This window comes from Ramlibacter sp. AN1015, assembly GCF_037726105.1.
In the GTDB taxonomy this organism is placed as follows: Bacteria; Pseudomonadota; Gammaproteobacteria; order Burkholderiales; family Burkholderiaceae_C; genus Ramlibacter.
In genome coordinates this window covers 238572-260487 of sequence record NZ_JBBJUM010000006.1, presented here as the reverse complement: position 1 = coordinate 260487, position 21916 = coordinate 238572, and the positions used below count along the sequence as shown (strand labels likewise).

Sequence of the window (21916 nt, the reverse complement as noted above, 5' to 3'; positions counted from 1 at the left end):
GCTCAGGCTGCGGGGTCCGTGATCTCCCAGCGGATCTGGTCGATCTGCGCGAGCAGCTCGGGGGCGAGCCGGGTGCCCCAGGCGTCCAGGTTTTCGTCGAGCTGCGCCAGGGACGTGACGCCGATGATGGTGCTGGCCACCTGCCACTTGGTGTAGCAGAAGGCGAGCGCCATCTGCGTGGGGGTGAGACCGTGCTCGCGGGCGAGTTGGTTGTAGCGGCGCGCGGCCGCCACGGCCTCAGGCCGCCCCCAGCGCTGCTTGCGCACGCTCTCGAACTTCGCGATGCGCGCTTCGGCCGGCGCGTCGGGGCCGCTCACGCCGCCGGCGTCGTACTTGCCGGTCAAGAGGCCGAACGCCAGCGGCGAGTACGCCAGCAGCGACACGCCCAGCCGGTGCATGGTTTCGTCGAGACCGTTCTCCAGGGCGCGGCTGAGGAGGCAATAGACGTTCTGCACGGTCGCTATGCGGGCCAAGCCGTGTGCTTCGGCCAGGCGCACGAACTCGTGCACGCCGTACGGCGTCTCGTTGGACAGCCCGATGTGGCGCACCTTGCCCGCGCGCACCAGGCCGTCGAGGGCCTGCAGCTGCTCGTGGATCGATGTCTGGCTGCGCTCCTTGCTCGGGTCGTAATAGAGCGAGCCGAAGGCCGGCACCGTGCGCTCGGGCCAGTGGATCTGGTAGAGGTCGATCACGTCGGTGTTCAGCCGGCGCAGCGAGCCTTCGCACGAGTCCACGATGTCCTGGGCGGTCATGCCGGCGCCGGCGCGGATCCAGGGCATGCCGCGCGACGGGCCCGCCACCTTGGTGGCGAGCGTCACCCGCGCGCGGGCCGACGGGTTGCGGCGAAACCAGTTGCCGATGATGGTTTCGGTGGCGCCGCAGGTCTCTGCACGCGCGGGCACGGCGTACATCTCGGCGGTGTCGAGGAAATCGACCCCCCGCTCGAGCGCCCGGTCGAGGATGGCGTGGGCGCGCGCTTCATCGACCTGCTCGCCGAAGGTCATGGTGCCCAGGCAGATGGGGCTGACGTGCAGGTCGCTGCGGCCGAGGCGGACAGGAGTCATGGGGTGCGGGTCGGTGGCTGTGGTCGGCCGGCAAGTGTAGGCCGGCGCCGGGGTGGACGGCACACCTGCGAGGCGCTGCCTCAGGCGATCAGGGCGGCGCGGAAATCGTTGACGTTGGTGCGCGTGGGCCCCGTGACGACCAGGTCGCCGAGGGCGTCGAAGTAGCTGAACGCGTCGTTGCGCGCGAGCAGCTCGCGCGCCGCAAGCCCCAGCTGCTCGCCGCGCGCCCAGCTGTCGGGGCCGAAGACGGCGCCGGCGTTGCTCTCGCTGCCGTCGATGCCGTCGGTGTCGGCGGCCAGGCCCCACACGCCCGGATGGCCGGCCAGCCCGATCAGCTCGCCCAGCAGGAACTCGGCGTTGCGCCCGCCCCGGCCGCGGCCCGTGACGGTGACGGTGGTCTCGCCGCCGGAGAGCAGCACGCAGGGCGCGCCGAGCGGCTGGCCGACCCCAGCGACCTGGCGGGCGATGCCGGCGTGCACCAGCCCCACCTGCCGCGCCTCGCCCTCAAGCGCATTGCCCAGGATCAGCGCCTGCAGTCCGCGCGCGCGCGCCGCCGCGGCCGCCGCCTCCAGCGCCGACTGGGCGGTGGCGATGACGCGACACTCCCGCGGCCCCTGCGCCACGCCGCGGCCCGGCGCCGCCGGCGGCCGCTCCAGCACCTGCCGCACGCCCGGCGAGGGCGCGATGCCGTAGCGCCGCAGCACCTCCAGTGCATCGGCCGGCGTGGAGTCGTCGGGCAGCGTCGGGCCGGAGGCCACCGTGCGCGGGTCGTCGCCCGGCACGTCGGAGACCACCAGCGTCCACACCGCGGCAGGCCCGCAGGCGGCGGCCAGCTTGCCGCCCTTGAGGGACGAGAGGTGGCGGCGCACGCAGTTCATCTCGTGGATGTTGGCGCCCGAGTGCAGCAGCGCGGTGGTGAGCTGGCGCTTCTCGGCCAGGTCGAGCCCCTCGGCAGGCGCGGTGAGCAGCGACGAGCCGCCACCGGAGACGAGTGCGATCACCAGGTCGTCGGCGCCGAGCCCATCGACCAATGCGCGGATGCGCTGCGCCGCCTGCAGGCCGGCCGCGTCGGGCACCGGGTGGCCGGCCTCGACCACCTCGATGCGCCGGCACGGCTCGCCGTGCCCGTAGCGCGTGACCACCAGCCCGCTCAGCGGTGCGTCCCAGGCCTGCTCCAGCGCCAGCGCCATGCGCGCCGCCGCCTTGCCGGCTCCCACCACGACGGTGCGCCCGCGCGGCTTGGGCGGCAGGTGTCGCGGCACCGCGGCGAGCGGATCGACGGCCGTGAGTGCCTCGGCGAACAGCGCGCGCAGCAGTTCGCGGCCGGCCGCGGGGGTGGGGCGCTCGAGGGACGGGGGCGTGGACATGGCTCAGCGGGTTCCGTAGGCGAGGTCGCGCAGCCCGAGCGACAGCCCGGGCACGAAAGTGACGATCATGAGGCAGGCCAGCACCACCAGCACGAAGGGCAGCAGCTGCCAGACGATGCGATCCAGGGAGATGCGGGCCACCGTGCACGCGGCGAACAGGTTCACGCCGAAAGGCGGAGTAATCATGCCCAGGGCCAGGTTCACCACCATGATCAGACCGAAGTGCACCGGATCGACGCCGAAGTGCATTGCCACGGGCGCGAGGATGGGCGCAAGCACGATGATGGCGGCACTGGTCTCGATGAACATGCCGATCAGGAACAGCGCCGCGTTGACCCCCAGCAGGAAATACACCGGCGTGCTCAGCACCTCCTTGAGCCACTGGCCGATCGCGTCGGGAACGCCAGCGCGCGTGAGCAGGAACGCGAACAGCCCCGCGCTGGCGATGATGAACATGATGACGGCCGAGGACACCACCGACTTGCGCAGGACGCCGTAGAGGTCGCGCAGGCCGATCTCGCGGTAGATCACCATGCCTACGAGCAGCGCGTAGGCCACCGCCACGGCCGCCGCCTCGGTGGGAGTGAAGATGCCGCCGTAGATGCCGCCCAGGATGATGACCGGCATCAGCAGCGCCCAGCCGGCCTGCAGCGTGGCGCGCCCCACCGGAAGCCGCCCTTCGCCGTCGTTGCGGCCCCACCCCTTCCAGCGGCACCACAGCCACACGAACAGCATCAGGGCGCCGCCGATCAGCAGTCCCGGGCCGATGCCGGCCACGAACAGCTCCCCGATGGACACCTCGGCGCTGACGCCGTAGAGGATCATGGGAATGGACGGCGGGATGACCACGCCCAGCTCGGCACTCGTGGCCTGCAGCGAGGCGGCATAGGACACCGGATAGCCGTGGCGCACCAGCGCCGGAATGAGGATGGCGCCGATGGCGAAGGTGGTCGCCACCGACGAGCCGGACACCGCCGCGAAGATCATGCAGGTGAGCACGCAGGTCATGGGCAGGCCCCCCTGCACGCCGCCCACCAGGGACTTGGCGAACTCGACCAGCCGCCGCGAAATGCCCCCGGTCTCCATCAGGTTGCCGGCCAGGATGAAGAAGGGGACGGCGGCCAGCGGAAACTTGTTGATCGCGCTGTACATCTCCTTGACCGAGATCAGCATGTGCGCGTTGCTCGCCTGGATGCCCAGCACCGCCGCCAGGCCGATGGACACGGCCACCGAGATGGTGAGTGCGAAGCACAGCACCATGGTGCCGATCATGAGCGCCGTCACGGCGTGCTTCCCTTCATGGTGCGTTTGCCCTCACTGCGCGTTCCGCGCGGGCGCGGGTGCCTGTCACTGGACTTTTTCTTCACTGTGACTCCGCGGCCATGTCCGGGTCGCTGATCCTGCGTCGCCGCTCCTGCGCCACCGCCTCCAAGGTCGCCGGATCTGCGCCGCCGATTCCGCATCACTGCGTGGTCTCCAGTTCCAGCCGGCGCGGATCGAGCAGGTTTCCCACGATGCCCAGCACCGAGAAGGCGGCACCCACCGGCATGGCCAGGTAGGCCCAGAACATGGAGACGCCCTCGAGGCCGATCATGGTCTGCACGCGCCCGCGCGTCGCATAGTCCCAGCCCCACCAGAGCAGCACCGCCATCAGCACGAGGGCGGCGATGCAGACCACCCAGTCGAGCACGCGGCGCACGGACGGCCGACTCCAGCGATAGAGCACGTCCACGCTGACCATCGCACCCTGGCGGAAGGCCACCGGAATGCCCAGGAACACCATCCAGATCAGCGAGAAGCGGATCAGCACCTCGGTCCACTCGGCGGGCTGCTCGAGCACGAAGCGCGTGAAAATCTGGAACACGCCCAGGGCGCTGGCGACCACCAGCATGGCGCAGGCGCCGGCCAGCGACAGTTCGGTGGCCAGGCGCTCGAGACGCAGGAACGCTTGCTTCATCTGCAGCAGCGCCACCCGCCAGCTGCGGGGGCCGCCGCCCTCCTCCCGCCGTCGGCTTACTTGTAATTTCGGATGCGTTCGATGTTGGCCTTGCCGAACTGCTTCTCGAATTCGGCGTTCACCGGAGCCAGCGTGCTGACGAAGCGGTTCTTGTCGAGGTTGTCGACCACCTGCATGCCTTTGCTGCGCAGGTCGGCCACGCCCTTGGCGTCGTCCTCGTCGACACGCGCGCGGTTGGCTTTGGTGCCTTCCTTGGCGGCGTCGATGAAGGCCTGTTTGTCGGCTGCCGAGAGCTTGTCGAAGCTGCCCTTGTTCATCAGGAAGATGGCCGGCGAATACACGTGGCCGGTCAGCGAAAGGTGCTTTTGCACCTGGTCGAACTTGGCGGCCATGATGACCGACAGCGGATTTTCCTGGCCATCGACGGTGCCCTGCTGCAGGGCGGTGAACACCTCGGGGAAGGCCATCGGCGTGGTGACGATGCCCAGACCCTTGTACGCCTGCACGTGCACCGGGTTCTCCATGGTGCGCATCTTCAGGCCCTTGAGGTCGTCGGGCGTGTTGACCGCGCGCTTGCTGTTGGTCATGTGGCGGAAGCCGTTCTCGGCCCAGGCCAGGGCCTTGAAGCCCTTGGAGTCGAACTTGGTCAGCATCTCCTGGCCGATGGGGCCGTCGAGCACGGCGCGGGCGTGGCCCTTGTCGCGGAACAGGAAGGGAATGTCGAGGATGCGCGCCTCGGGCACGAAGTTGGGGACCGGCCCGGTGGAGCTGAAGGCGAGCTCCTGCGTGCCCAGCTGCACCGCCTCGATGCTCTCGCGCTCGCCGCCCAGGGAGCCCGAATAGAAGGTCTGGATCTTGTAGCGTCCGTTGGTGCGCTTTTCGACCTCGCGCGCGAAGGTGTCGATGGCCACGCCCTGGTGGGAGTTCTGGGCCACCGAGATGCTGATCTTCATGGTGGTCTGGGCGATCGCACCCGAGGCGAAGCCCAGGGCCAGCCCGAGGGCAAGGGCCAGTTTGGCGAATTTCACGGCGGTCTCCTGCTTATGGTCGTGCCACGCCGGCACGCGGGTGCAATGTAGCTGCGCGTCCCGCGGGCGGCCATGCGGGGAAACCAGACGGAGCGCAGCGCGGCAGGCTCAGGCCGCCGCCTGGCGGGCGCGCTCTTCTTCCTGCAGCCGCAGCACGCGGCGCTGCACCTTGCCCGTGGTGGTCATGGGCAGCTGCTCGATGAACTCGATCTCCTTGGGGTACTCGTAGGGCGCGAGCTGGCCCTTCACGTGTGCCTGCAGCTGCGCCACCAGCTGCGCCTCGAAAGCCGCCGCCCGGGCACCGGCGCGCTCGGCCGCAGCCTGCGCGGTGAGCACCACATAGGCCTTGACCACCGCGCCGCGCTCGCGGTCGGGCTTGGGCACCACCGCGGCATTGGCCACCGCGGGATGCTTGACCAGGCAGTTCTCTATTTCCCCGGGACCGATGCGGTAGCCCGCGGCCTTGAACATGTCGTCGGCGCGGCCCTGGTACCAGAGGTAGCCGTCGGCGTCGCGGATGGCGAGATCGCCGGTGCGGCACCAGTCGCCGGTGAACTTGGCGGCGGTCGCCTGGGGGTTCTTCCAGTAGCCGAGGAAGAAGATCGGATCGGGGTGGCCGTGCACATCGCAGCGGTGCAGCGCCACGTCGCCGGCGACGCCTGGCGGGCACTCGCGGCCCTCCTCGTCGATGACCGCCACCCGGTGCCCGGGATACGGCCGGCCCATGCTGCCGGCGCGCGCCGGCCAGGTGGCCGGCGTGTCCCGCCCGTTCATCGCGCAGTTGCCCACGATGTAGTTGATCTCGGTCTGGCCGAACATCTCGTTGACCACCACGCCCAGCTGGTCGCGGCAATAGGCGAACACGGCGTCACCGACCGCCTCGCCCGCGCTCATGATGGCCTGCAGCCGCAGGCGGAAGCTGCGGCGCGGCTGGGGATACGCCTTCATCATGGCCTTGAGCGCCGTCGGAAACAGGAAGGTGTGCGTCACGCCGTGCTGCTGCATCAACGTGTAGGCGAGCTCGGGGCCGAAGCGCGCGTTGCACGCGACGATGGGCCGCCCGAAATAGAGCGCGGGCAGCAGCGCGTCCATGAGGCCGCCGGTCCAGGCCCAGTCCGCAGGCGACCAGAACACCTGGTCTTGCGGGTCGGCCCCCGTGGCGGGGTCGAAGCCGAACCAGTTCTGGCTGCACACGAAACCGGGCAGGTTGCCGATGAGGGCGCGGTGCGGAACGAGCGCGCCTTTCGGGGCGCCGGTGGTGCCGCTGGTGTAGATCAGGACGGCCGGATCGTCGGCCGCGGTGTCGGCCGCCTCGAAGGTTTCCGGCCTGCCGGCCAACTCGGCCTCCCAGTCGAGGTCGGCGCGCAGCGCCGCGGCGCCGACGCCCACCACGCTGCGCAGCGCCGGGCAGCTCGCGCGCACCGACAGCAGCGACGCCACCGAGCTTTCGTCGCACAAGGCCACCACCGCCTCGCTGTCGTGCAGCCGGTATTGCAACGCCTCGGGCCCGAAGAGCATCGACAGCGGCATGGCCACGGCACCCATCTGCAGCACCGCCATGTAGGCCACCGCGGTCTCGAAACGCTGGGGCATCACGATGGCTACGCGGTCGCCGCGCTCGACGCCCAGTTCGCGCAGCAGGTGCGACAGCCGGTTGGCGCGCCGCTGCAGCTGGGCGTAACTCAGGGCAGCCCGGACGGCCGGCGCGCCATGGGCGATGACGGCCGTGCGCTGCGCACCGTCGCCCGCCTCGGCCCAGCGCGTGCAGCAGACCTGCGCGATGTTGAAGCGCGCCGGCACCTGCCAGCGGAACTGCGCGTGCAGCGCTGCGTGGTTGTCCCTGGCTCGACTGCCTGCCATTGCACCGTCTCCTTATGATCGGGCGAATGTATCAATGTCGACGCGAGGCGCGCAGCGCATTTGTGCCCCTGCGCGGCCTGCGCTACCACGTGCGCCTGTGGGGCGAGCCCTCCGAGGAGCGCACGCCGCTGGTCCTGCTGCACGGCTGGATGGACGTGGCCGCATCGTGGCAGTTCGTGGTGGACGCCCTGCGACGCGAGCACTTCATCATCGCGCCCGACTGGCGCGGCTTCGGTCTCACCGAGGGCCCGGCGGCCGACACCTACTGGTTTCCCGACTACCTGGCCGATCTCGACTTCCTGCTCGACCACTTCGTCGCCGAACGTCCGGTGCATCTGGTCGGCCACAGCATGGGCGGCACGGTGTCGATGCTGTACGCAGGCGCCCGGCCCGAGCGCATCCGCCGGCTGGTGAACCTCGAAGGCTTCGGCATGCCCGCCACGCGGCCCTCGCAGGCGCCGGGCCGCTATGCGCGCTGGATGGACGAGCTCAAGGCGCTGCACCGCGGCGCGATGGACCTGCAGTCCTACGGCGATGCCGAAGGTGTGGCGCAGCGGCTCATGAAGACCAACCGCCGCCTCGACCTGGACCGGGCGCGCTGGCTGGCCCGGCAGTGGGCCCGCCCCGATGCGCAGGGCCGCTGGCGCATCCTGGGCGACGCCGGGCACAAGGTGACCTCGGCCCAGCTGTTCCGCGTGGACGAGATGCTGGAGAGCTACCGACGGATCACCCCGCCCGTCCTTTGGGTCGAGGCGGGCGACGACAGCCTCTCGCGCTGGTGGCAGGACCGGTTCACCCTGGCTGAGTTCCACGAGCGGCTGCGCTGCGTGCCACGGCTGCAGACCGCCCGCGTGGAGGACGCCGGCCACATGCTGCACCACGACCAACCCGCACGTATTGCCGAGCTTTGCGAGACTTTTTTCTCGAATGGCGACTGAGCCGCACGTAGGACGCACAGAGCTGTTGCCGTAGGAGCACTCCTACCCGTAAGCTGTAACCTCAAATTGCTGAGGGATCACAGCTTTGAAGAGCAGGACGTATTCGGCGCTGCTGCTGGCAGCGGCGCTCATCATCCCGGGCATGGCCCGGGCTACCGATGACCTGGAAGAGGGCTTGGCCACGATGTGGGAGGTGCTCTGGCACCAGAGCGGCACGCCGACCCGCGTGGTGCGCTGGGAGGGCGACATCCACATGCGCCTGTCGGGCATCGACGTGGCGAAGCACCGCGACATGGTGCTCCAGGCCATGTCGGCCGTCACCACCGAGGCCAACATCCGGCTGGTGGACGTGAGCGACCGGCCCGACCTGCCGGCCAACCTCACTATTGAAATCACGCCGGACACCGCACTCGAAGACAACCAGCCCTGCGTGACGGTGCTCAATTTCCGCAACGAGACCCGCATCGAAACCGCCAGCGTGCAGATGCGCAGCAAGGATGCGTGGCGCTGCGCGCACCACGAAGCCATGCACGTCATGGGCGTGCGCGGCCATCCGGCGGGCAAGACGGTGCTGAGCTATTTCCCGTTCAAGGTCGATGCGCTGCTGCCGCTGGACCAGGTCATGCTCCGGGCCTGGTACTCACCGCGCATGGCCGGCGGTATGACGCCTTTCGAGGCCATGACCGTGCTCGCCGACGAGCTGGTCGCCACCCAGCCCGACGCCGCCACCGCCACGCAGGTGCGCAACCGCTTCTTTTCCGAGACCGTGCAGCAGATGCACAACTTCGCCAACGGCAACGGCGACATCCCGGCCGTGGTGCGCCGATCGGGCAAGTCGACCGACGACGGCATCCGCTGGGGCCGCGCCGAGATGAGCTACTTCCTGGGCATGGCCTACCTCAACGGCGCCGCCGTGGCGGCCGACCGCACGCAGGCCATCCAGTGGTTCGAGCGCGCCGCCAGCGCCGGCAACCGCCGGGCGCAGGCCCAGCTGGGCTCGTTCCGCTGAAATAGCAGCGGCCGCGTCCTGCGGCCGGCCCGGCGCGGCTGCACCGCGTGCGAAAATCCGTGGCTTTGACCGGCAGGCCCGACGGGCCGGCCACGCACCGGAAATCGCACCCCATGGACGCAGAACGCATCAACCTCATCGGCACCACCCTCCTGGACCTGCAGTCCCGCTGCGCGGACTTACGGAGGTATCTTTGACTACGATGCCAAAGCCGAACGCCTGAGGACCGTCAACGCCGCGCTGGAAGATCCAGCCGTCTGGAACGACCCGAAGAAGGCCCAGGAACTGGGCAAGGAAAAGAAGCAGCTCGACAGCGTCGTCGTCACGCTGCAGGCGCTCGAGCGCGACCTCTCGGACGACCTCGAGCTCTACGACATGAGCAAGGAGGAAGGCGACGAGGGCGGTCTCGCCACGCTGGAGACCGACGCCCAGCGCATCACCACCGAGATCGAGGCGCTGGAGTTCCGCCGCATGTTCAACCGGCCGGCCGACCCCATGAATGCTTTCCTGGACATCCAGGCCGGCGCGGGCGGCACCGAGGCCTGCGACTGGGCGGGCATGTTGCTGCGCCAGTACCTGCGCTATGCCGAGCGCAAGGGCTTCAAGGCGGTGGTCGAGGAAGAGTCGGCCGGCGACATCGCCGGCATCAAGGGCGCCACCATCAAGATCGAGGGCGAGTACGCCTACGGCCTGCTGCGCACCGAAACCGGCGTGCACCGGCTGGTGCGCAAGTCGCCCTTCGACTCCGCGGGCGGGCGCCACACCAGCTTCGCCAGCGTGTTCGTCTACCCCGAAGTCGATGACTCGGTGGAGATCAACATCAACCCCGCCGACGTGCGCGTCGATACCTACCGCGCCTCGGGTGCGGGCGGCCAGCACATCAACAAGACCGACTCGGCCGTCCGCCTGACCCACGTGCCCACCGGCATCGTGGTGCAATGCCAGGACAGCCGCAGCCAGCACAGCAACCGCGACGTCGCCTGGCAGCGCCTGCGCTCGCGGCTGTACGACCATGAAATGCGCAAGCGCATGGAAGAACAGCAGAAGCTCGAGGACACCAAGACCGACGTGGGCTGGGGCCACCAGATCCGCAGCTATGTGCTGGATCAGAGCCGCATCAAGGACCTGCGCACCAACGTGGAGATCTCCAACACGCAGAAGGTGCTCGACGGCGACCTCGACCCCTTCATCGAAGCCTCGTTGAAGCAGGGCGTTTAACCCCACAAGGAACAAGCAGATGTTGCGTGAAGGACAGAACGCGGTGATCTACCGCGCCGACTACCGACCACCCGCCTTCTGGATCGACACCGTCGAGCTCTGCTTCGACCTCGACCCCGCCAAGACCCGCGTGCTCAATCGCATGCGGCTGCGCCGCAACCCCGATGTCGCATCGCAGGCCCTGCGCCTGGACGGCGAGGACCTCAACCTCGCGCGCGTGCTGGTCAACGGCCAGGGCACGTCGTTCAAGCTCGAAGACAGCCAGCTGGTGCTGGAGAACCTGCCCGAAGGCCTTGAGCCCTTCGAGCTGGAGGTGTTCACCACCTGCGCCCCGGCCAAGAACACCAAGCTCATGGGCCTGTACGTGAGCAACGAATCCTTCTTCACCCAGTGCGAAGCCGAGGGGTTCCGGCGCATCACCTACTTCCTCGACCGGCCCGACGTCATGGCCAGCTACAGCGTGCTGCTGCGCGCCGACAAGGCGAAGTATCCGGTCCTGCTGTCCAACGGCAACCTGGTCGATCAGGGCGACCTCGAGGGCGGGCGCCACTACGCGCGCTGGGTCGATCCGCACCGCAAACCGAGCTATCTCTTCGCGCTGGTCGCCGGCAAGCTGGTCGCGCGCGAGCAGCGCATCACCACGCGTGAAGGCACCGACCACCTGCTGCAGGTGTTCGTGCGCCCGGGCGACCTGGACAAGACCGAGCACGCGATGAACTCGCTCATGGCGTCCATCGCCTGGGACGAAGCGCGCTTCGACCTGCCGCTCGACCTGGAGCGCTTCATGATCGTCGCCACCAGCGACTTCAACATGGGCGCGATGGAGAACAAGGGCCTGAACATCTTCAATACGAAGTACGTGCTGGCGAGCCAGGCCACGGCCACCGACACCGACTACGCCAACATCGAGTCCGTCGTCGGCCACGAATACTTCCACAACTGGACCGGCAACCGCGTCACCTGCCGCGACTGGTTCCAGCTGTCGCTCAAGGAAGGCCTCACCGTCTTTCGCGACCAGGAGTTCAGCCAGGACCTGGCCGGCGAAGCGTCGGCGCGCGCCGTGCGCCGCATCGAGGACGTGCGCGTGCTGCGCACCGCGCAGTTCCCCGAGGATGCCGGCCCCATGGCGCACCCGGTGCGCCCCGACCAGTACCTCGAGATCAACAACTTCTACACCGTCACCATCTACGAAAAGGGCGCCGAGCTCGTTCGCATGATGCAGACGCTGGTGAGCAACCTGCAGACCGATCCGCTCGGCCGCAAGGGCTTCGCACGCGGCATGGCGCTGTATTTCGAGCGGCACGACGGCCAGGCCGTCACCTGCGACGACTTCGCCCAGGCCATCGCCGACGCCAACCCCGACTCGCCGCTGGCGCGCCTGCTGCCGCAGTTCCGCCGCTGGTACAGCCAGGCCGGCACCCCGCGCCTGAAGGTCACGACGCAGTGGGAGCCCGAGACCGGCACCTACACCCTCTCGCTCGCGCAAAGCTGCCCGCCCACCCCGGGCCAGCCCGTGAAGGAGCCTTTCGTCATTCCCGTGCGCCTGGGCCTGATCGACAGCGAAGGCCGGGCGGTGAGCGAGGGGCTGCACGTGCTCACCGACGCCAGCGACACGCTGCGCTTCGCAGGCCTGGCCGCCGAGCCCGTGCCTTCGATCCTGCGGGACTTCAGCGCACCGGTGATCCTCGAATACGACTACACCGACGCGCAGCTGCTCACGCTGCTCACGCACGACGCCGACCCGTTCAACCGCTGGGAGGCGGCGCAGCGGCTCGCGTTGAACCGCGCGCTGCGCTTCGTGCGCGAGGGCGGCACGGTGCAGCTCGACGCCGCCTTCATCGGCGCGATGCGCGAGGTGCTGCGCCATCCCACGCTCGACGCCGCCTTCAAGGACCTGGTGCTCACCCTGCCCTCGGAGACCTACATCGCCGAGCAGCTCGACGTGGTCGATCCGCAGCGCATCCACGCCGTGCGCGAAGCCATGCGCCTGGAGTTGGCTGGCGCGCTGCGCGCCGACTGGGAGTGGGCCTACGAGAGCCACCGCGACAGCGGCGCCTACCGGCCCGATCCGCGCTCGTCGGGCCGCCGCGCCCTCGCCGGCCTGGCGCTCACGCACCTGTGCCTGGCCGCGCGCACCAGCAAGGACCCGGTGTGGCCCGGCAAGGCGCTGCAACGCTTCAAGGACGCCGGCAACATGACCGACCGCTTCAACGCACTCGCGGCGCTGGTCTCCAGCGGCCACGAACTCGCGGGCCAGGCCTTGCAGCGGTTCCACGCGATGTTCAAGGACGAGCCCCTCGTGCTCGACAAGTGGTTTGCCCTGCAGGCCGGCGCACCCGACCGAGGCGGCGACGTGCTGCCGGTGGTCAAGCAGCTGATGCAGCACCCCGACTTCAACATCCGCAACCCGAACCGCGCACGCAGCCTGATCTTCAGCTACTGCGCCGCCAACCCCGGCGCATTCCATCGGCACGACGCCGCCGGTTATGTGTTCTGGTGCGAGCGCGTGATCGAGCTCGACGCCATCAACCCGCAGGTGGCCGCCCGACTGGCGCGCGCGCTGGACCGCTGGAAAAAGCTGGTCGAGCCTTGTCGCGGGGCGGCCCGCGAAGCCATTGCCCGCGTGGCGGCGAAACCGGATTTGAGCAACGACGTGCGCGAGGTGGTCAGCCGCGCGCTGGCCGAGTGATCCGCACGCCCGAGCCGCACACCTCCACCTGCTTCCGCCCTCCAGCTTCTCGAAGGAACAACGCATGTCCAAACGGGTTTCCCTCACCCAGTACCTCGTCGAACAGCAGCGTGTCGATGGACTCATTCCGGGCCAGCTGCGCCTGTTGCTCGAGGTGGTCGCGCGCGCCTGCAAGCGCATCAGCTTCGAGGTCAACAAGGGCGCTCTGGGCGACGTGCTCGGCACGGCCGGCAGCGAGAACGTGCAGGGTGAGGTGCAGAAGAAGCTGGACATCATCGCCAACGAAGTCCTGATCGAGGCGAACGAATGGGGCGGTCACCTGGCGGCCATGGCCAGCGAGGAAATGGAGGGCATCTACCAGGTGCCCAACCGCTACCCGCAAGGCGAATACCTGCTGATGTTCGATCCGCTGGACGGCTCGTCCAATATCGACGTCAACGTGAGCATCGGCACCATCTTCAGCGTCATGCGCAAGCCCGAGGGCCCGGTGGTGAGCGAGCAGGACTTCCTGCAGCCGGGGCACCGGCAGGTCGCTGCCGGCTACTGCGTCTACGGGCCGCAGACCACGCTGGTCCTCACCGTGGGCGACGGCGTCGCGATGTTCACGCTCGACCGCGAACTCGGCTCCTTCGTGCTGGTGCAGGACAAGCTGCAGATCCCCGCCGACACCAAGGAATTCGCGATCAACATGAGCAACATGCGCCACTGGGACGCGCCGGTGCGCCGCTACATCGACGAATGCCTGGCCGGCAAGGAAGGCCCGCGCGGCAAGGACTTCAACATGCGCTGGATCGCCTCCATGGTGGCGGACGTGCACCGCATCCTCACCCGCGGCGGCATCTTCATGTACCCCTGGGACAAGCGCGAACCCAACAAGCCCGGCAAGCTGCGCCTCATGTACGAAGCGAACCCCATGGGCTGGCTGGTCGAACAAGCCGGCGGCGCCGCCTCCACCGGCCGCCAGCGCATCCTCGATGTCCAACCCACCCAGTTGCACGAGCGCGTGAGCGTCATCCTGGGCAGCAAGAACGAGGTCGAGCGCGTCGCCCGCTACCACGCCGACGCGGCGCAGGGCTGAAGGCGGCGCACAGCGCTGAGGCACCCCGCAGGACCGCTATAATCGCGGGCTTCGGTCGCCGGAGTAGCTCAGTCGGTAGAGCAGCTCATTCGTAATGAGAAGGTCGGGGGTTCGATTCCTCTCTCCGGCACCACGCGCCACGGGGTTCATGCCAGTGAACAAGTAGCAGATCTTGTCCAGACACCTGGTCGTGCCGACCATGTGCCCTCCCCCCTTCCTCTCGTGTCGAAAACCTCTCCCGCCTTCAAGGCCGCGGTAGCCCTTGCGGCCATCTGCGACCCCCACAGCGACGTAGCGCACCGGTATGGCGTGAGCGAAGCGCAGGTCGGCGAGTGGCATGCGCAGCTGGTCGCATGTGCCCATTCGGCTTTCAAGTCGGAACCGGCCACTCCAAGCCGTGACCTGGACCCCTCGGAACTCGCGCAGACCATCGCCGAGAACTCGACGCACGCACTCGTGCTGATGGACGCGCGCGGCTACTGCATCTACGCCAACCAGGCGCTCCTGGCGATGACGGGGTACACGAACGAGGAGCTCGGCTCGAAGCCCTTGCATGACCTCATCCACCACCGGCGCCCGGACGGCAGCCACTATCCGATGAGCGAGTGCCCCATCGACAGAGCATTGCCCGAGAACTTCGATGTCAGGGCGCACGAGGACCTCTTCTTTCGCAAGGACGGTTCCAGCTTCCCGGTTCGATGTGCGGCGAGCCCGATTTTCCGGGGTGGCAAGCCAGTAGCAACCGTCATCGAAGTCCAGGACATCACCGAAGAGCGACGCCGGAGAGAGCACGAACTGGCCGAGATCCGGAGGAAGGACGAGTTCCTCGCGATGCTTGCACATGAGCTTCGCAACCCGCTTGCGCCCATCACCTCCGCCGCCTTCCTTCTCCAGCGCACCTGCGCGGAACCGGCGGCTCGCCGGGCGGGGGGCATCGTTGCGAAGCACGCGTCCCACATGGCGTCGCTGGTCAACGATCTGCTCGACGTATCGCGTATGACACGCGGCGTGCTTGAAATCAAAGCCGCACGGGTTGACCTTGCGAGCACGCTGCGCGATGCGGCAGAGCAAGTGCACCCGCATCTCGAAGCGCGCCAGCAGCAACTGGATATCACAGGGCCTTCAGAGGGCGTCCATGTCGATGGGGACCACGCCCGGCTCGTTCAGGTGTTTGCGAATCTTCTGGACAACGCCTCCAAATATTCGCCGACGGGTGGCCGCATCACCGTATCCGTCGGGTGCGAAGCGGGCAGCGCGAGGGTCTCCGTCACGGACCAGGGGGTCGGGATGTCGCAGCAGCTCGTTGTTCGCGTCTTCGACCTGTTCACGCAGGGGCAGGCGGAAGGAGCCGGAGCCGGGCTCGGAGTCGGTTTGGCCTTGGTCAAGCACATCGTCGAGCTGCATCGAGGCTCCATCCGCGGCAGCAGCGACGGCGAAGGGCGAGGCAGCACCTTCGAGGTGGTACTGCCCGCCGCACGCGCATGAGCTGCGCAGGAGCCTGCGCGCGGGGCACCTAGCCCGCGTCGTGCGCAGCTCCTTCGGGATGTGCTGCTGACGTCGCGCCGACGCAGCCGGGGTCAGCAGGCATTCCGGTCCTGTGGCATCCGGCGATGCCGAACAGCCGCAGCCGCAGCCGCAGCCGGTCAGGCTCATTCAACGCACGGCGTCAAGGCATTGTCCTCGCGCTTCTCGAACCGCACCGCGCTTCCATTCATTGATGAGACCCCGCGCAATGGTTGCGGGCATGAGAATCGTGACTGGTATGCAGCAGTCGGCCCGGCGCTGGACCGAACCGTGAGGTAAGCAGGTAATGAACATCGGCGCTTTCTTGAAAGAGCAGGTCGAGCCCATCGTTGATGAGTGGGTGGATTTTGCGCACACCCGGCTCCCTGCCTCGCACGGATTCACGCGGGAGGAACTTGCGGACCACGCGAAAATGCTTCTCCTCGCGATTGCGGCTGACATGGAGCAATCCCAGGGGGCGGCCGCGAAGCACGACAAGTCGCAAGGCAACGAGCCGAACAACGCGCCGAAAGTTACCCGTATGGCGCGCGAACACGCTGCACAGCGCTTCGACCAGGGATTTACGCTGGACGACCTGCTCTCCGAGTTCCGCGCCCTTCGCGCGTCCGTGATCCGAAGATGGACGATGCAGATTCAGGACGCGCGTACGCAGGACCTGGAGGAGCTCACTCGGTTTGGCGAGAGCATGGACCAGGCGCTTTCAGAATCGGCCTCCCTGTACTCGAAGAAGGTGGACGACTCGCGCAACCTCCTGCTGGGCGTACTCGGGCACGACTTGCGCACACCTCTGGGCGTCGTTCACACAAGCGCGCACTACCTCCTGCGGGCTGACACGCTGACCGGTGCCCAGACGAAAGCAGTGGCGCGTGTTCTGACGGCCGCAGAGCGGATGCGCGGCCTGGTGAACGACATTCTTGATTTCACCCAGACTGCCTTCGGTGTATCGCTTCCCATCACGCCGGGCGCTGCGGATGTCGGAGACATCACCGCGAACATCGTCACCGAGGTTGCGGCATTGCACCCGGAAGCCAGAATCGAGCTCACCTGCGAAGGCGACCTGAGCGGCCGCTGGGATGCGGCCCGGGTCGGACAGATGCTCGCGAATCTGGTTGCCAACGCTGTTCAGCACGGAGCATCGGGTGAGCCGGTGATCGTCTCCGTGGAAGGCGACGGAAATGCCGTTTGCGTGCAGGTCAAGAACGCCGGGACTCCCATTCCCGACGACGCACGGGAGAACATGTTTTCTCCGCTCCGCCAAAAGCCGACAACCGAAGGCGAGCGGCGAACAGGCTCGTCGGGCCTGGGCCTCGGTCTCTACATCACCAAGCAAATTGCAGTCGCGCACGGTGGCTCGGTGGCATTCGCATCCGGCGACGAAGGAACCACCTTTTCCGTTCGGCTGCCACGGGTTCCGCCCGTGGCTGCGGACCGCCGGGTCAAGAATTCGCTGGACTCACCCGGAACGCAGCTCCGTGGGTAGGCGAATGCCACCCGTGCGACCGCGGCGGCGTCCGCCAGGCTGACACGCACCGCGCATCCGCTGCGGCAGCTCACCCCTTCGGCAAGTTGCGGATCGTGGCGGCAGCCACGTAGTTGGTGGCGATGACCTGCGCCACCGACGTCACCAGCTGCGCCTTCATGTCACCGGTCGCGGTGGGAAACCGTTGCGAAACGATGCGCTCTGCCTCCAGGAACTGCCCCTCGGTGCTGTCGATCGCACTCTCCAGTAGCCGCTCCTCGACACGGCCAAACTCATCAGGGTGGGTAATGGTCATTGAGGACTCTCCAGGTGGCAAAACACTATACGCGGGCGCCTGCTCCCTTACTGCGATACTGACCCGATGAACCCAGCCCTCCAAGCGATCCGGCAGCCGAATGGCGACCTGCTCATTCCGGCCGAAACCGCCCATCTGCTGGAGCTCGTGCTCGAGCGTCTCCAGGAAGAGGTGGACAACATGCACGGAAAGACGTTTGCCGAGCCCGGGGCGATGGAGACCGATCGCGAAACCGCCAACCGGCAGGACTCGGTGGACAAACTCTCCGCGGCCATGGGCATCGATGGGCATTCCGTCTCGCCGCGCCGCCGGCCCGATACCCATCAGCTGGTGGACAGCACCGAGACCCGTGAGCTTCTGAAGGCCGTCAGCAGCCTTCTGTTCGACCGCGCCTGAGCCGCAGCGTCCATCGGCCCGTGCGCCGAGTGGGCCGTCGCTTGCAGGGACGGTACGCGCGGCCTGGGCTGCCTGCGGAACGTGTGTCTGCGAGGGCGCACGTGCGCCCTCGCCGCGCTCAGGACGTAAGCGTCCTCAGAATGTCCGCATACCACACGCAGCTCAGGCCCAGGCGCTCGTCCAGGTGCTCCTCGCGGGTGGCCATGTCGAGCGTCGCCGAGTGGATGCCGAGCAGCCGCCACGGCAACTGCGGATCGCAGGCGGCATCACGCGTCACGACCGGCGCGCCGCTGGTGCCGCGGTGCGTCCGTGCGTCGGCCAGGAAATATCCCTTGCCCTGAAACCGCACGCCGTAGGCGGACGCGATGCCGCCGGTGCGCACCACCGGGAGATGGTGGACCGTGTCGTAGAAGCCCAGCGGAAAGCCGACGACCAGCACGGGCGCACCCGGCGCGTGCACGTCGTTGGCGCCGGGGCACAGGTCGGCGCGGAAAGGATGCAGGACCGCCTGCGCGGGCAGCACCGAGCGGTCCAGCTCGATGACGGCAACATCGACCTCACCACCCGAATCCTGCGCCTGGCGCCACTGGCTCAACCCGTTGCGGTACAGCAGCACCGAGATGGTGGTCCAGACGCTGAGGTTCGTCCTGTCGGTGTGGACCACGAACTCGATGCGGTCCGGCAGGTGGCCGCTGGGCGGATCGTGGAAGACATGCCGGCTGGTCACCAGGAACAGGCGGTGCGCGTGCTCGTAGAAGAAGCCCGAAGCGCTCGTGAGCTGCATTCCGCCGGCGAACGTCGCCACGCGAACGGCAGAGAAAAGCAGGTTATCGATCACGGGAGGGCCTTGCAGGTCGCGGGCGGGCGATAGCTCACGGCGTGCCATTCTTGGCGGCGGCGCTTGCAGCAATGCTGAGCCGCTCGCCGGGTGCCAGCGCCTCCGCTGCCCAGCCGAGCGCATCGTCGATGTCCTGCCAGTGCACCCGTCCGGTTCCGTCGTTGTCTTCGCTGGCCATGGCACACGCGAACTGCAGCTGCCGGCAGCAGGCGAAAGCCGCCTCGATCTGCTCGGAGGTGCGCTCGACGCCATCCTGTGTGATGAAGGTCACTGGTTCTCCATGCCGGTCTGCGGCGAGGGTTGCACCCGGCAGCCTCCGGGGGCCGGGTGGACGGGGCACACGGAGGAAGGAGCCTCCGGCACCGCGCATCGAGGGAGATCATGCACCGTCCGGCCGCGGCCACCCCCGCTGCGCTGCCCCTATCCTGTGAGCGGCTGTTCCCGGATGCTCCCTCCGGGGTTCGGAGCTCGCGCGTTCTTGCGGTGCAGATCGACCTGTGCCGTAGAGGCAATGTCCCGACACGCCTGTTTCCCGGATAGGCTGAACCCGGGACGCCATGCGGCGCTTCTGCGCACTGCCGAGGCTTTTTACGGCTGGGCTACATGCAAGGATGGCGGCCGCTACACTGCCCGCTGCCCTTTTTCATCACCCTCCTCGTGCCGCTTGACCGCTCCGGCTCGCTCGACCAGGTCGAGCGGCAGTCCTTCCTGCTGACCCTCACCGACGTGCTGCGTGGCGCGCAGGGCACGCCGCAGATCCTGCAGCGGGTGTGCGAGCTGCTGGGACAGCAGTTCCAGGTACAGCGAGTGGGCTACGGCCACGTGGACGAGTCGCTCGACCGCATCGAATACGAGATCTGCTGGACCGACGGCACCGTGCCGACGCTGCTCGGTGTCCACCCGGCAAGCGCGTTCGGCCAAAAGGTGATCGATCGGCTGCGCGGTGGCCACACGGTGGTCATCGGCAATGTGCGCGAGCACGTTCTCACCAGCGACGCCGCGGCGCTGCGCACCTCGCACGAGGTCGATACCCGCGCGATCCTGGTCGTGCCCCTGTTCACGGCGGGGCAGCTGCGCACCATCGTCTACCTGAATCAGCGGGCCGAGCGCAGCTGGAGCATGCACGAGGTCGATCTGATGGAGGAGGTGGCCGAGCGCACCCGCGAGCTGATCGAACGCACGCGGGCCGAGGCGGCACTGCGCGAAAGCGAATCCCGCTGGCGCGGCCTGTTCGAGCGCATGGGCGAGGGCTTCTTCGTCGGCGAGGCGATCCGCGACGAGCACGGCAGCATGGTGGACTTCCGCTTTCTCGAGTTGAACCCCGCCTTCGAGCGCCTGACCGGCGTGCCCACCGCGGGTGCGCTGGGCAAGCCCGTGACGCAGGTGATCCCGGGCGTGCCGCCGGAGCTGATCGCCACCTATGCGCGGGTGGTGGACACGGGCGAGAGCGCCGAGTTCGAAGTGCTGATTCCCGCGCTGAACGACCGCTGGTACGAGGCGCGCGCCCGCCGCATCGGCACGGACCAGTTCTCCGTACTGTTCCTCGAGATCACCGAACGCAAGACGGCGCAGCTGGCCCTGAAGCAAAGTGAGCAGCGCTACCGCACCTTGTTCGAGACCATCGACGAGGGCTTCTGCGTGATGCAGGTGCTGTTCGACGCGCAGGACCGGCCGGTGGACTACCGCTTCCTGGAGGTCAACCCCGCGTTCGAGCGGCAGAGCGGCCTGGCCGACGCGCAGGGCCGCAGCGTGCGCGAAATGATTCCGAACATCGAGCTGTCCTGGATCGAGACATACGGCCAGATTGCGCTTACGGGCGAACCCGCACGGTTCGCGAGCTACGCCGCCTCCATGGGCCGCTGGTTCGACGTCTTCGCCTTTCGCATCGGCCCGGCCGAGGAGCGCAAGGTTGCCTTGCTGTTTACCGACATTTCCGAGCGCAAGCGGGCCGAGGACGCGCTGCGCGAATCCGACGTGCGCAAGGACGAGTTCCTCGCCACGCTGGCGCACGAACTGCGCAACCCGCTTGCGCCGATTCGCAGCGGGCTGGACATCCTGCGGCGGCGCCTCGCTGCCAACGACCCGAGCGCGCGCACCGTGAACCTCATGGACCGGCAGCTGGGCCACCTGGTGCGCATCGTCGATGACCTGCTCGACATCTCCCGCATCAGCCGCGGAAAGCTGCACCTGCGCAAGGAGACGCTCACGCTGCAGGATGTGATCGCGCTCGCGGTCGAGAGCACCCGCCCCGCGGTGGACGCCGCACACCATGCGCTGCACGTCGATGTGCCGCAGGCGCCGATCGAGCTCGAAGCCGACGGGACCCGCCTGTCCCAGGTGCTATCGAACGTGCTGCACAACGCCGCCAAGTACACCCCGCCGCACGGAACGATTCGTCTGATCGCATCGGCGCCGCGCGATGGCCGGGTGGTCGTGCAGGTCATCGACTCCGGTCATGGCATTCCAGCCGGGCAGCTGGAATCCATCTTCGAGTTGTTCACGCAGCTGGAATCGTCCGGGTCCAACCCGCAAGCCGGGCTCGGCATCGGCCTGGCGCTGGCGCGGCGCCTGATGGATCTGCACGGCGGCACGATCCGCGCCGACAGCGCCGGCGAAGGTTGCGGCAGCACCTTCACCCTCGAGCTGCCGGCGCTCGCTCCTGCCGCGGCGCAGCGTCCGCAGGCCGCGCAGCCATCCGGCGCCGCATCCGCGCGCACCGTGCTCGTGGTCGATGACAACGTCGATGCCGCTCAGACCCTGGCCTGGATGCTCGAGCTCGACGGCCACAACGTGCGCGTCGCGCACACCGGGGAGCAGGCCGTTGCCGTCGTTGCTTCCGAGGCGCCGGACCTCGTGTTTCTCGACCTCGGGCTGCCCGACATCAGCGGCCTCGAAGTGGCCCGCCGACTGCGCGAGGCCGGCAGCGCCGCCCGGCTGGTGGCGCTGACCGGCTGGGGCGCGGCCGGCGATCTGCAGCGCACCCGCGACGCCGGCTTCGATCTCCACCTGACCAAGCCGGTGGCCGCCGACTCGATCGCGCGCGCCTTGAACATGGAGTTCGGCGGCTCCTGAATGCGCGGCGCCGGCGGGTGCGATGCCGGTGGCGGCGTGCGGTCCGACCCGCGCGCACTCGCAGTCGCCGCACTCGTCGCCCGAACGAACGAACGAAACGAAC

General features: G+C 68.2%; 18 protein-coding genes and 1 tRNA gene. 10 read left to right on the top strand and 9 right to left on the bottom strand.

The window, feature by feature from the left end:
* Positions 1-2 precede the first annotated feature (2 nt).
* From WG922_RS12195 to WG922_RS12170, 6 genes are all read right to left on the bottom strand, one after another.
* On the bottom strand, positions 3-1064 hold the full coding sequence (locus tag WG922_RS12195) for an aldo/keto reductase (RefSeq protein ID WP_340282902.1): 1062 nt from the start codon (positions 1062-1064) through the stop codon (positions 3-5).
* An 80-nt stretch (positions 1065-1144) separates the two neighbouring features.
* Positions 1145-2431, bottom strand: coding sequence for a glycerate kinase type-2 family protein (locus tag WG922_RS12190; RefSeq protein WP_340282901.1), 1287 nt, complete (start codon positions 2429-2431; stop codon positions 1145-1147).
* A gap of 3 nt (positions 2432-2434) precedes the next feature.
* Positions 2435-3715 carry a TRAP transporter large permease gene (locus WG922_RS12185; protein WP_340282900.1) on the bottom strand — a complete coding sequence of 427 codons (1281 nt, stop codon included), beginning with the start codon at positions 3713-3715 and terminating at the stop codon, positions 2435-2437.
* 178 nt (positions 3716-3893) lie between these two features.
* A complete protein-coding gene (locus tag WG922_RS12180; RefSeq protein ID WP_340282899.1) occupies positions 3894-4388 on the bottom strand; it encodes a TRAP transporter small permease in 495 nt (164 codons plus the stop codon).
* 56 nt (positions 4389-4444) lie between these two features.
* The gene (locus tag WG922_RS12175) at positions 4445-5416 is read right to left on the bottom strand and encodes a TRAP transporter substrate-binding protein (protein ID WP_340282898.1); all 972 of its coding nucleotides are present in this window, start codon (positions 5414-5416) and stop codon (positions 4445-4447) included.
* 108 nt (positions 5417-5524) lie between these two features.
* Positions 5525-7276: an acyl-CoA synthetase gene (locus WG922_RS12170; RefSeq protein WP_340282896.1), complete on the bottom strand. Its 1752-nt coding sequence runs from the start codon at positions 7274-7276 to the stop codon at positions 5525-5527.
* Positions 7277-7302: 26 nt separating this feature from the next.
* Here WG922_RS12170 and WG922_RS12165 point away from each other — a divergent pair, with 26 nt between their 5' ends.
* From WG922_RS12165 to WG922_RS12130, 8 genes are all read left to right on the top strand, one after another.
* The gene (locus WG922_RS12165) at positions 7303-8214 is read left to right on the top strand and encodes an alpha/beta fold hydrolase (protein ID WP_340282895.1); all 912 of its coding nucleotides are present in this window, start codon (positions 7303-7305) and stop codon (positions 8212-8214) included.
* A gap of 85 nt (positions 8215-8299) precedes the next feature.
* Positions 8300-9223: a hypothetical protein gene (locus WG922_RS12160; RefSeq protein ID WP_340282894.1), complete on the top strand. Its 924-nt coding sequence runs from the start codon at positions 8300-8302 to the stop codon at positions 9221-9223.
* A 113-nt stretch (positions 9224-9336) separates the two neighbouring features.
* Positions 9337-10441, top strand: a protein-coding gene (gene prfB / locus WG922_RS12155) for a peptide chain release factor 2 (RefSeq protein WP_340282893.1) whose coding sequence is annotated in 2 segments (ribosomal slippage) — positions 9337-9417 and positions 9419-10441 — 1104 coding nt in all. Because the reading frame shifts where the segments join, the coding sequence is not laid out codon by codon here.
* A 19-nt stretch (positions 10442-10460) separates the two neighbouring features.
* Positions 10461-13130 (top strand): aminopeptidase N, encoded by a 2670-nt coding sequence (gene pepN, locus WG922_RS12150; RefSeq protein WP_340282892.1) that lies wholly within the window; start codon positions 10461-10463, stop codon positions 13128-13130.
* A 64-nt stretch (positions 13131-13194) separates the two neighbouring features.
* Positions 13195-14208 carry a class 1 fructose-bisphosphatase gene (locus tag WG922_RS12145; protein WP_340282891.1) on the top strand — a complete coding sequence of 338 codons (1014 nt, stop codon included), beginning with the start codon at positions 13195-13197 and terminating at the stop codon, positions 14206-14208.
* 57 nt (positions 14209-14265) lie between these two features.
* A tRNA-Thr gene (locus WG922_RS12140) sits at positions 14266-14341 on the top strand.
* A gap of 89 nt (positions 14342-14430) precedes the next feature.
* Positions 14431-15693 (top strand): PAS domain-containing sensor histidine kinase, encoded by a 1263-nt coding sequence (locus tag WG922_RS12135; RefSeq protein ID WP_340282890.1) that lies wholly within the window; start codon positions 14431-14433, stop codon positions 15691-15693.
* Between the two features lie 325 nt (positions 15694-16018).
* The gene (locus tag WG922_RS12130) at positions 16019-17212 is read left to right on the top strand and encodes a sensor histidine kinase (RefSeq protein WP_340282889.1); all 1194 of its coding nucleotides are present in this window, start codon (positions 16019-16021) and stop codon (positions 17210-17212) included.
* A 70-nt stretch (positions 17213-17282) separates the two neighbouring features.
* Here the strand turns inward: WG922_RS12130 and WG922_RS12125 are convergent, their stop codons facing one another.
* Complete coding sequence (locus tag WG922_RS12125) at positions 17283-17507, bottom strand: hypothetical protein (protein WP_340282888.1); 225 nt, start codon at positions 17505-17507, stop codon at positions 17283-17285.
* Between the two features lie 66 nt (positions 17508-17573).
* Between WG922_RS12125 and WG922_RS12120 the strand changes: the two genes are divergently transcribed.
* Positions 17574-17903 (top strand): hypothetical protein, encoded by a 330-nt coding sequence (locus tag WG922_RS12120; protein ID WP_340282887.1) that lies wholly within the window; start codon positions 17574-17576, stop codon positions 17901-17903.
* A 118-nt stretch (positions 17904-18021) separates the two neighbouring features.
* On the opposite strand, the gene WG922_RS12115 is transcribed toward WG922_RS12120, so the two are convergent.
* Both WG922_RS12115 and WG922_RS12110 read right to left on the bottom strand, forming a co-directional pair.
* Positions 18022-18741 carry a S1 family peptidase gene (locus tag WG922_RS12115; RefSeq protein WP_340282886.1) on the bottom strand — a complete coding sequence of 240 codons (720 nt, stop codon included), beginning with the start codon at positions 18739-18741 and terminating at the stop codon, positions 18022-18024.
* A 34-nt stretch (positions 18742-18775) separates the two neighbouring features.
* Positions 18776-19012: a hypothetical protein gene (locus WG922_RS12110; RefSeq protein WP_340282885.1), complete on the bottom strand. Its 237-nt coding sequence runs from the start codon at positions 19010-19012 to the stop codon at positions 18776-18778.
* A 386-nt stretch (positions 19013-19398) separates the two neighbouring features.
* Here WG922_RS12110 and WG922_RS12105 point away from each other — a divergent pair, with 386 nt between their 5' ends.
* The gene (locus WG922_RS12105) at positions 19399-21813 is read left to right on the top strand and encodes an ATP-binding protein (protein WP_340282884.1); all 2415 of its coding nucleotides are present in this window, start codon (positions 19399-19401) and stop codon (positions 21811-21813) included.
* Positions 21814-21916 lie beyond the last annotated feature (103 nt).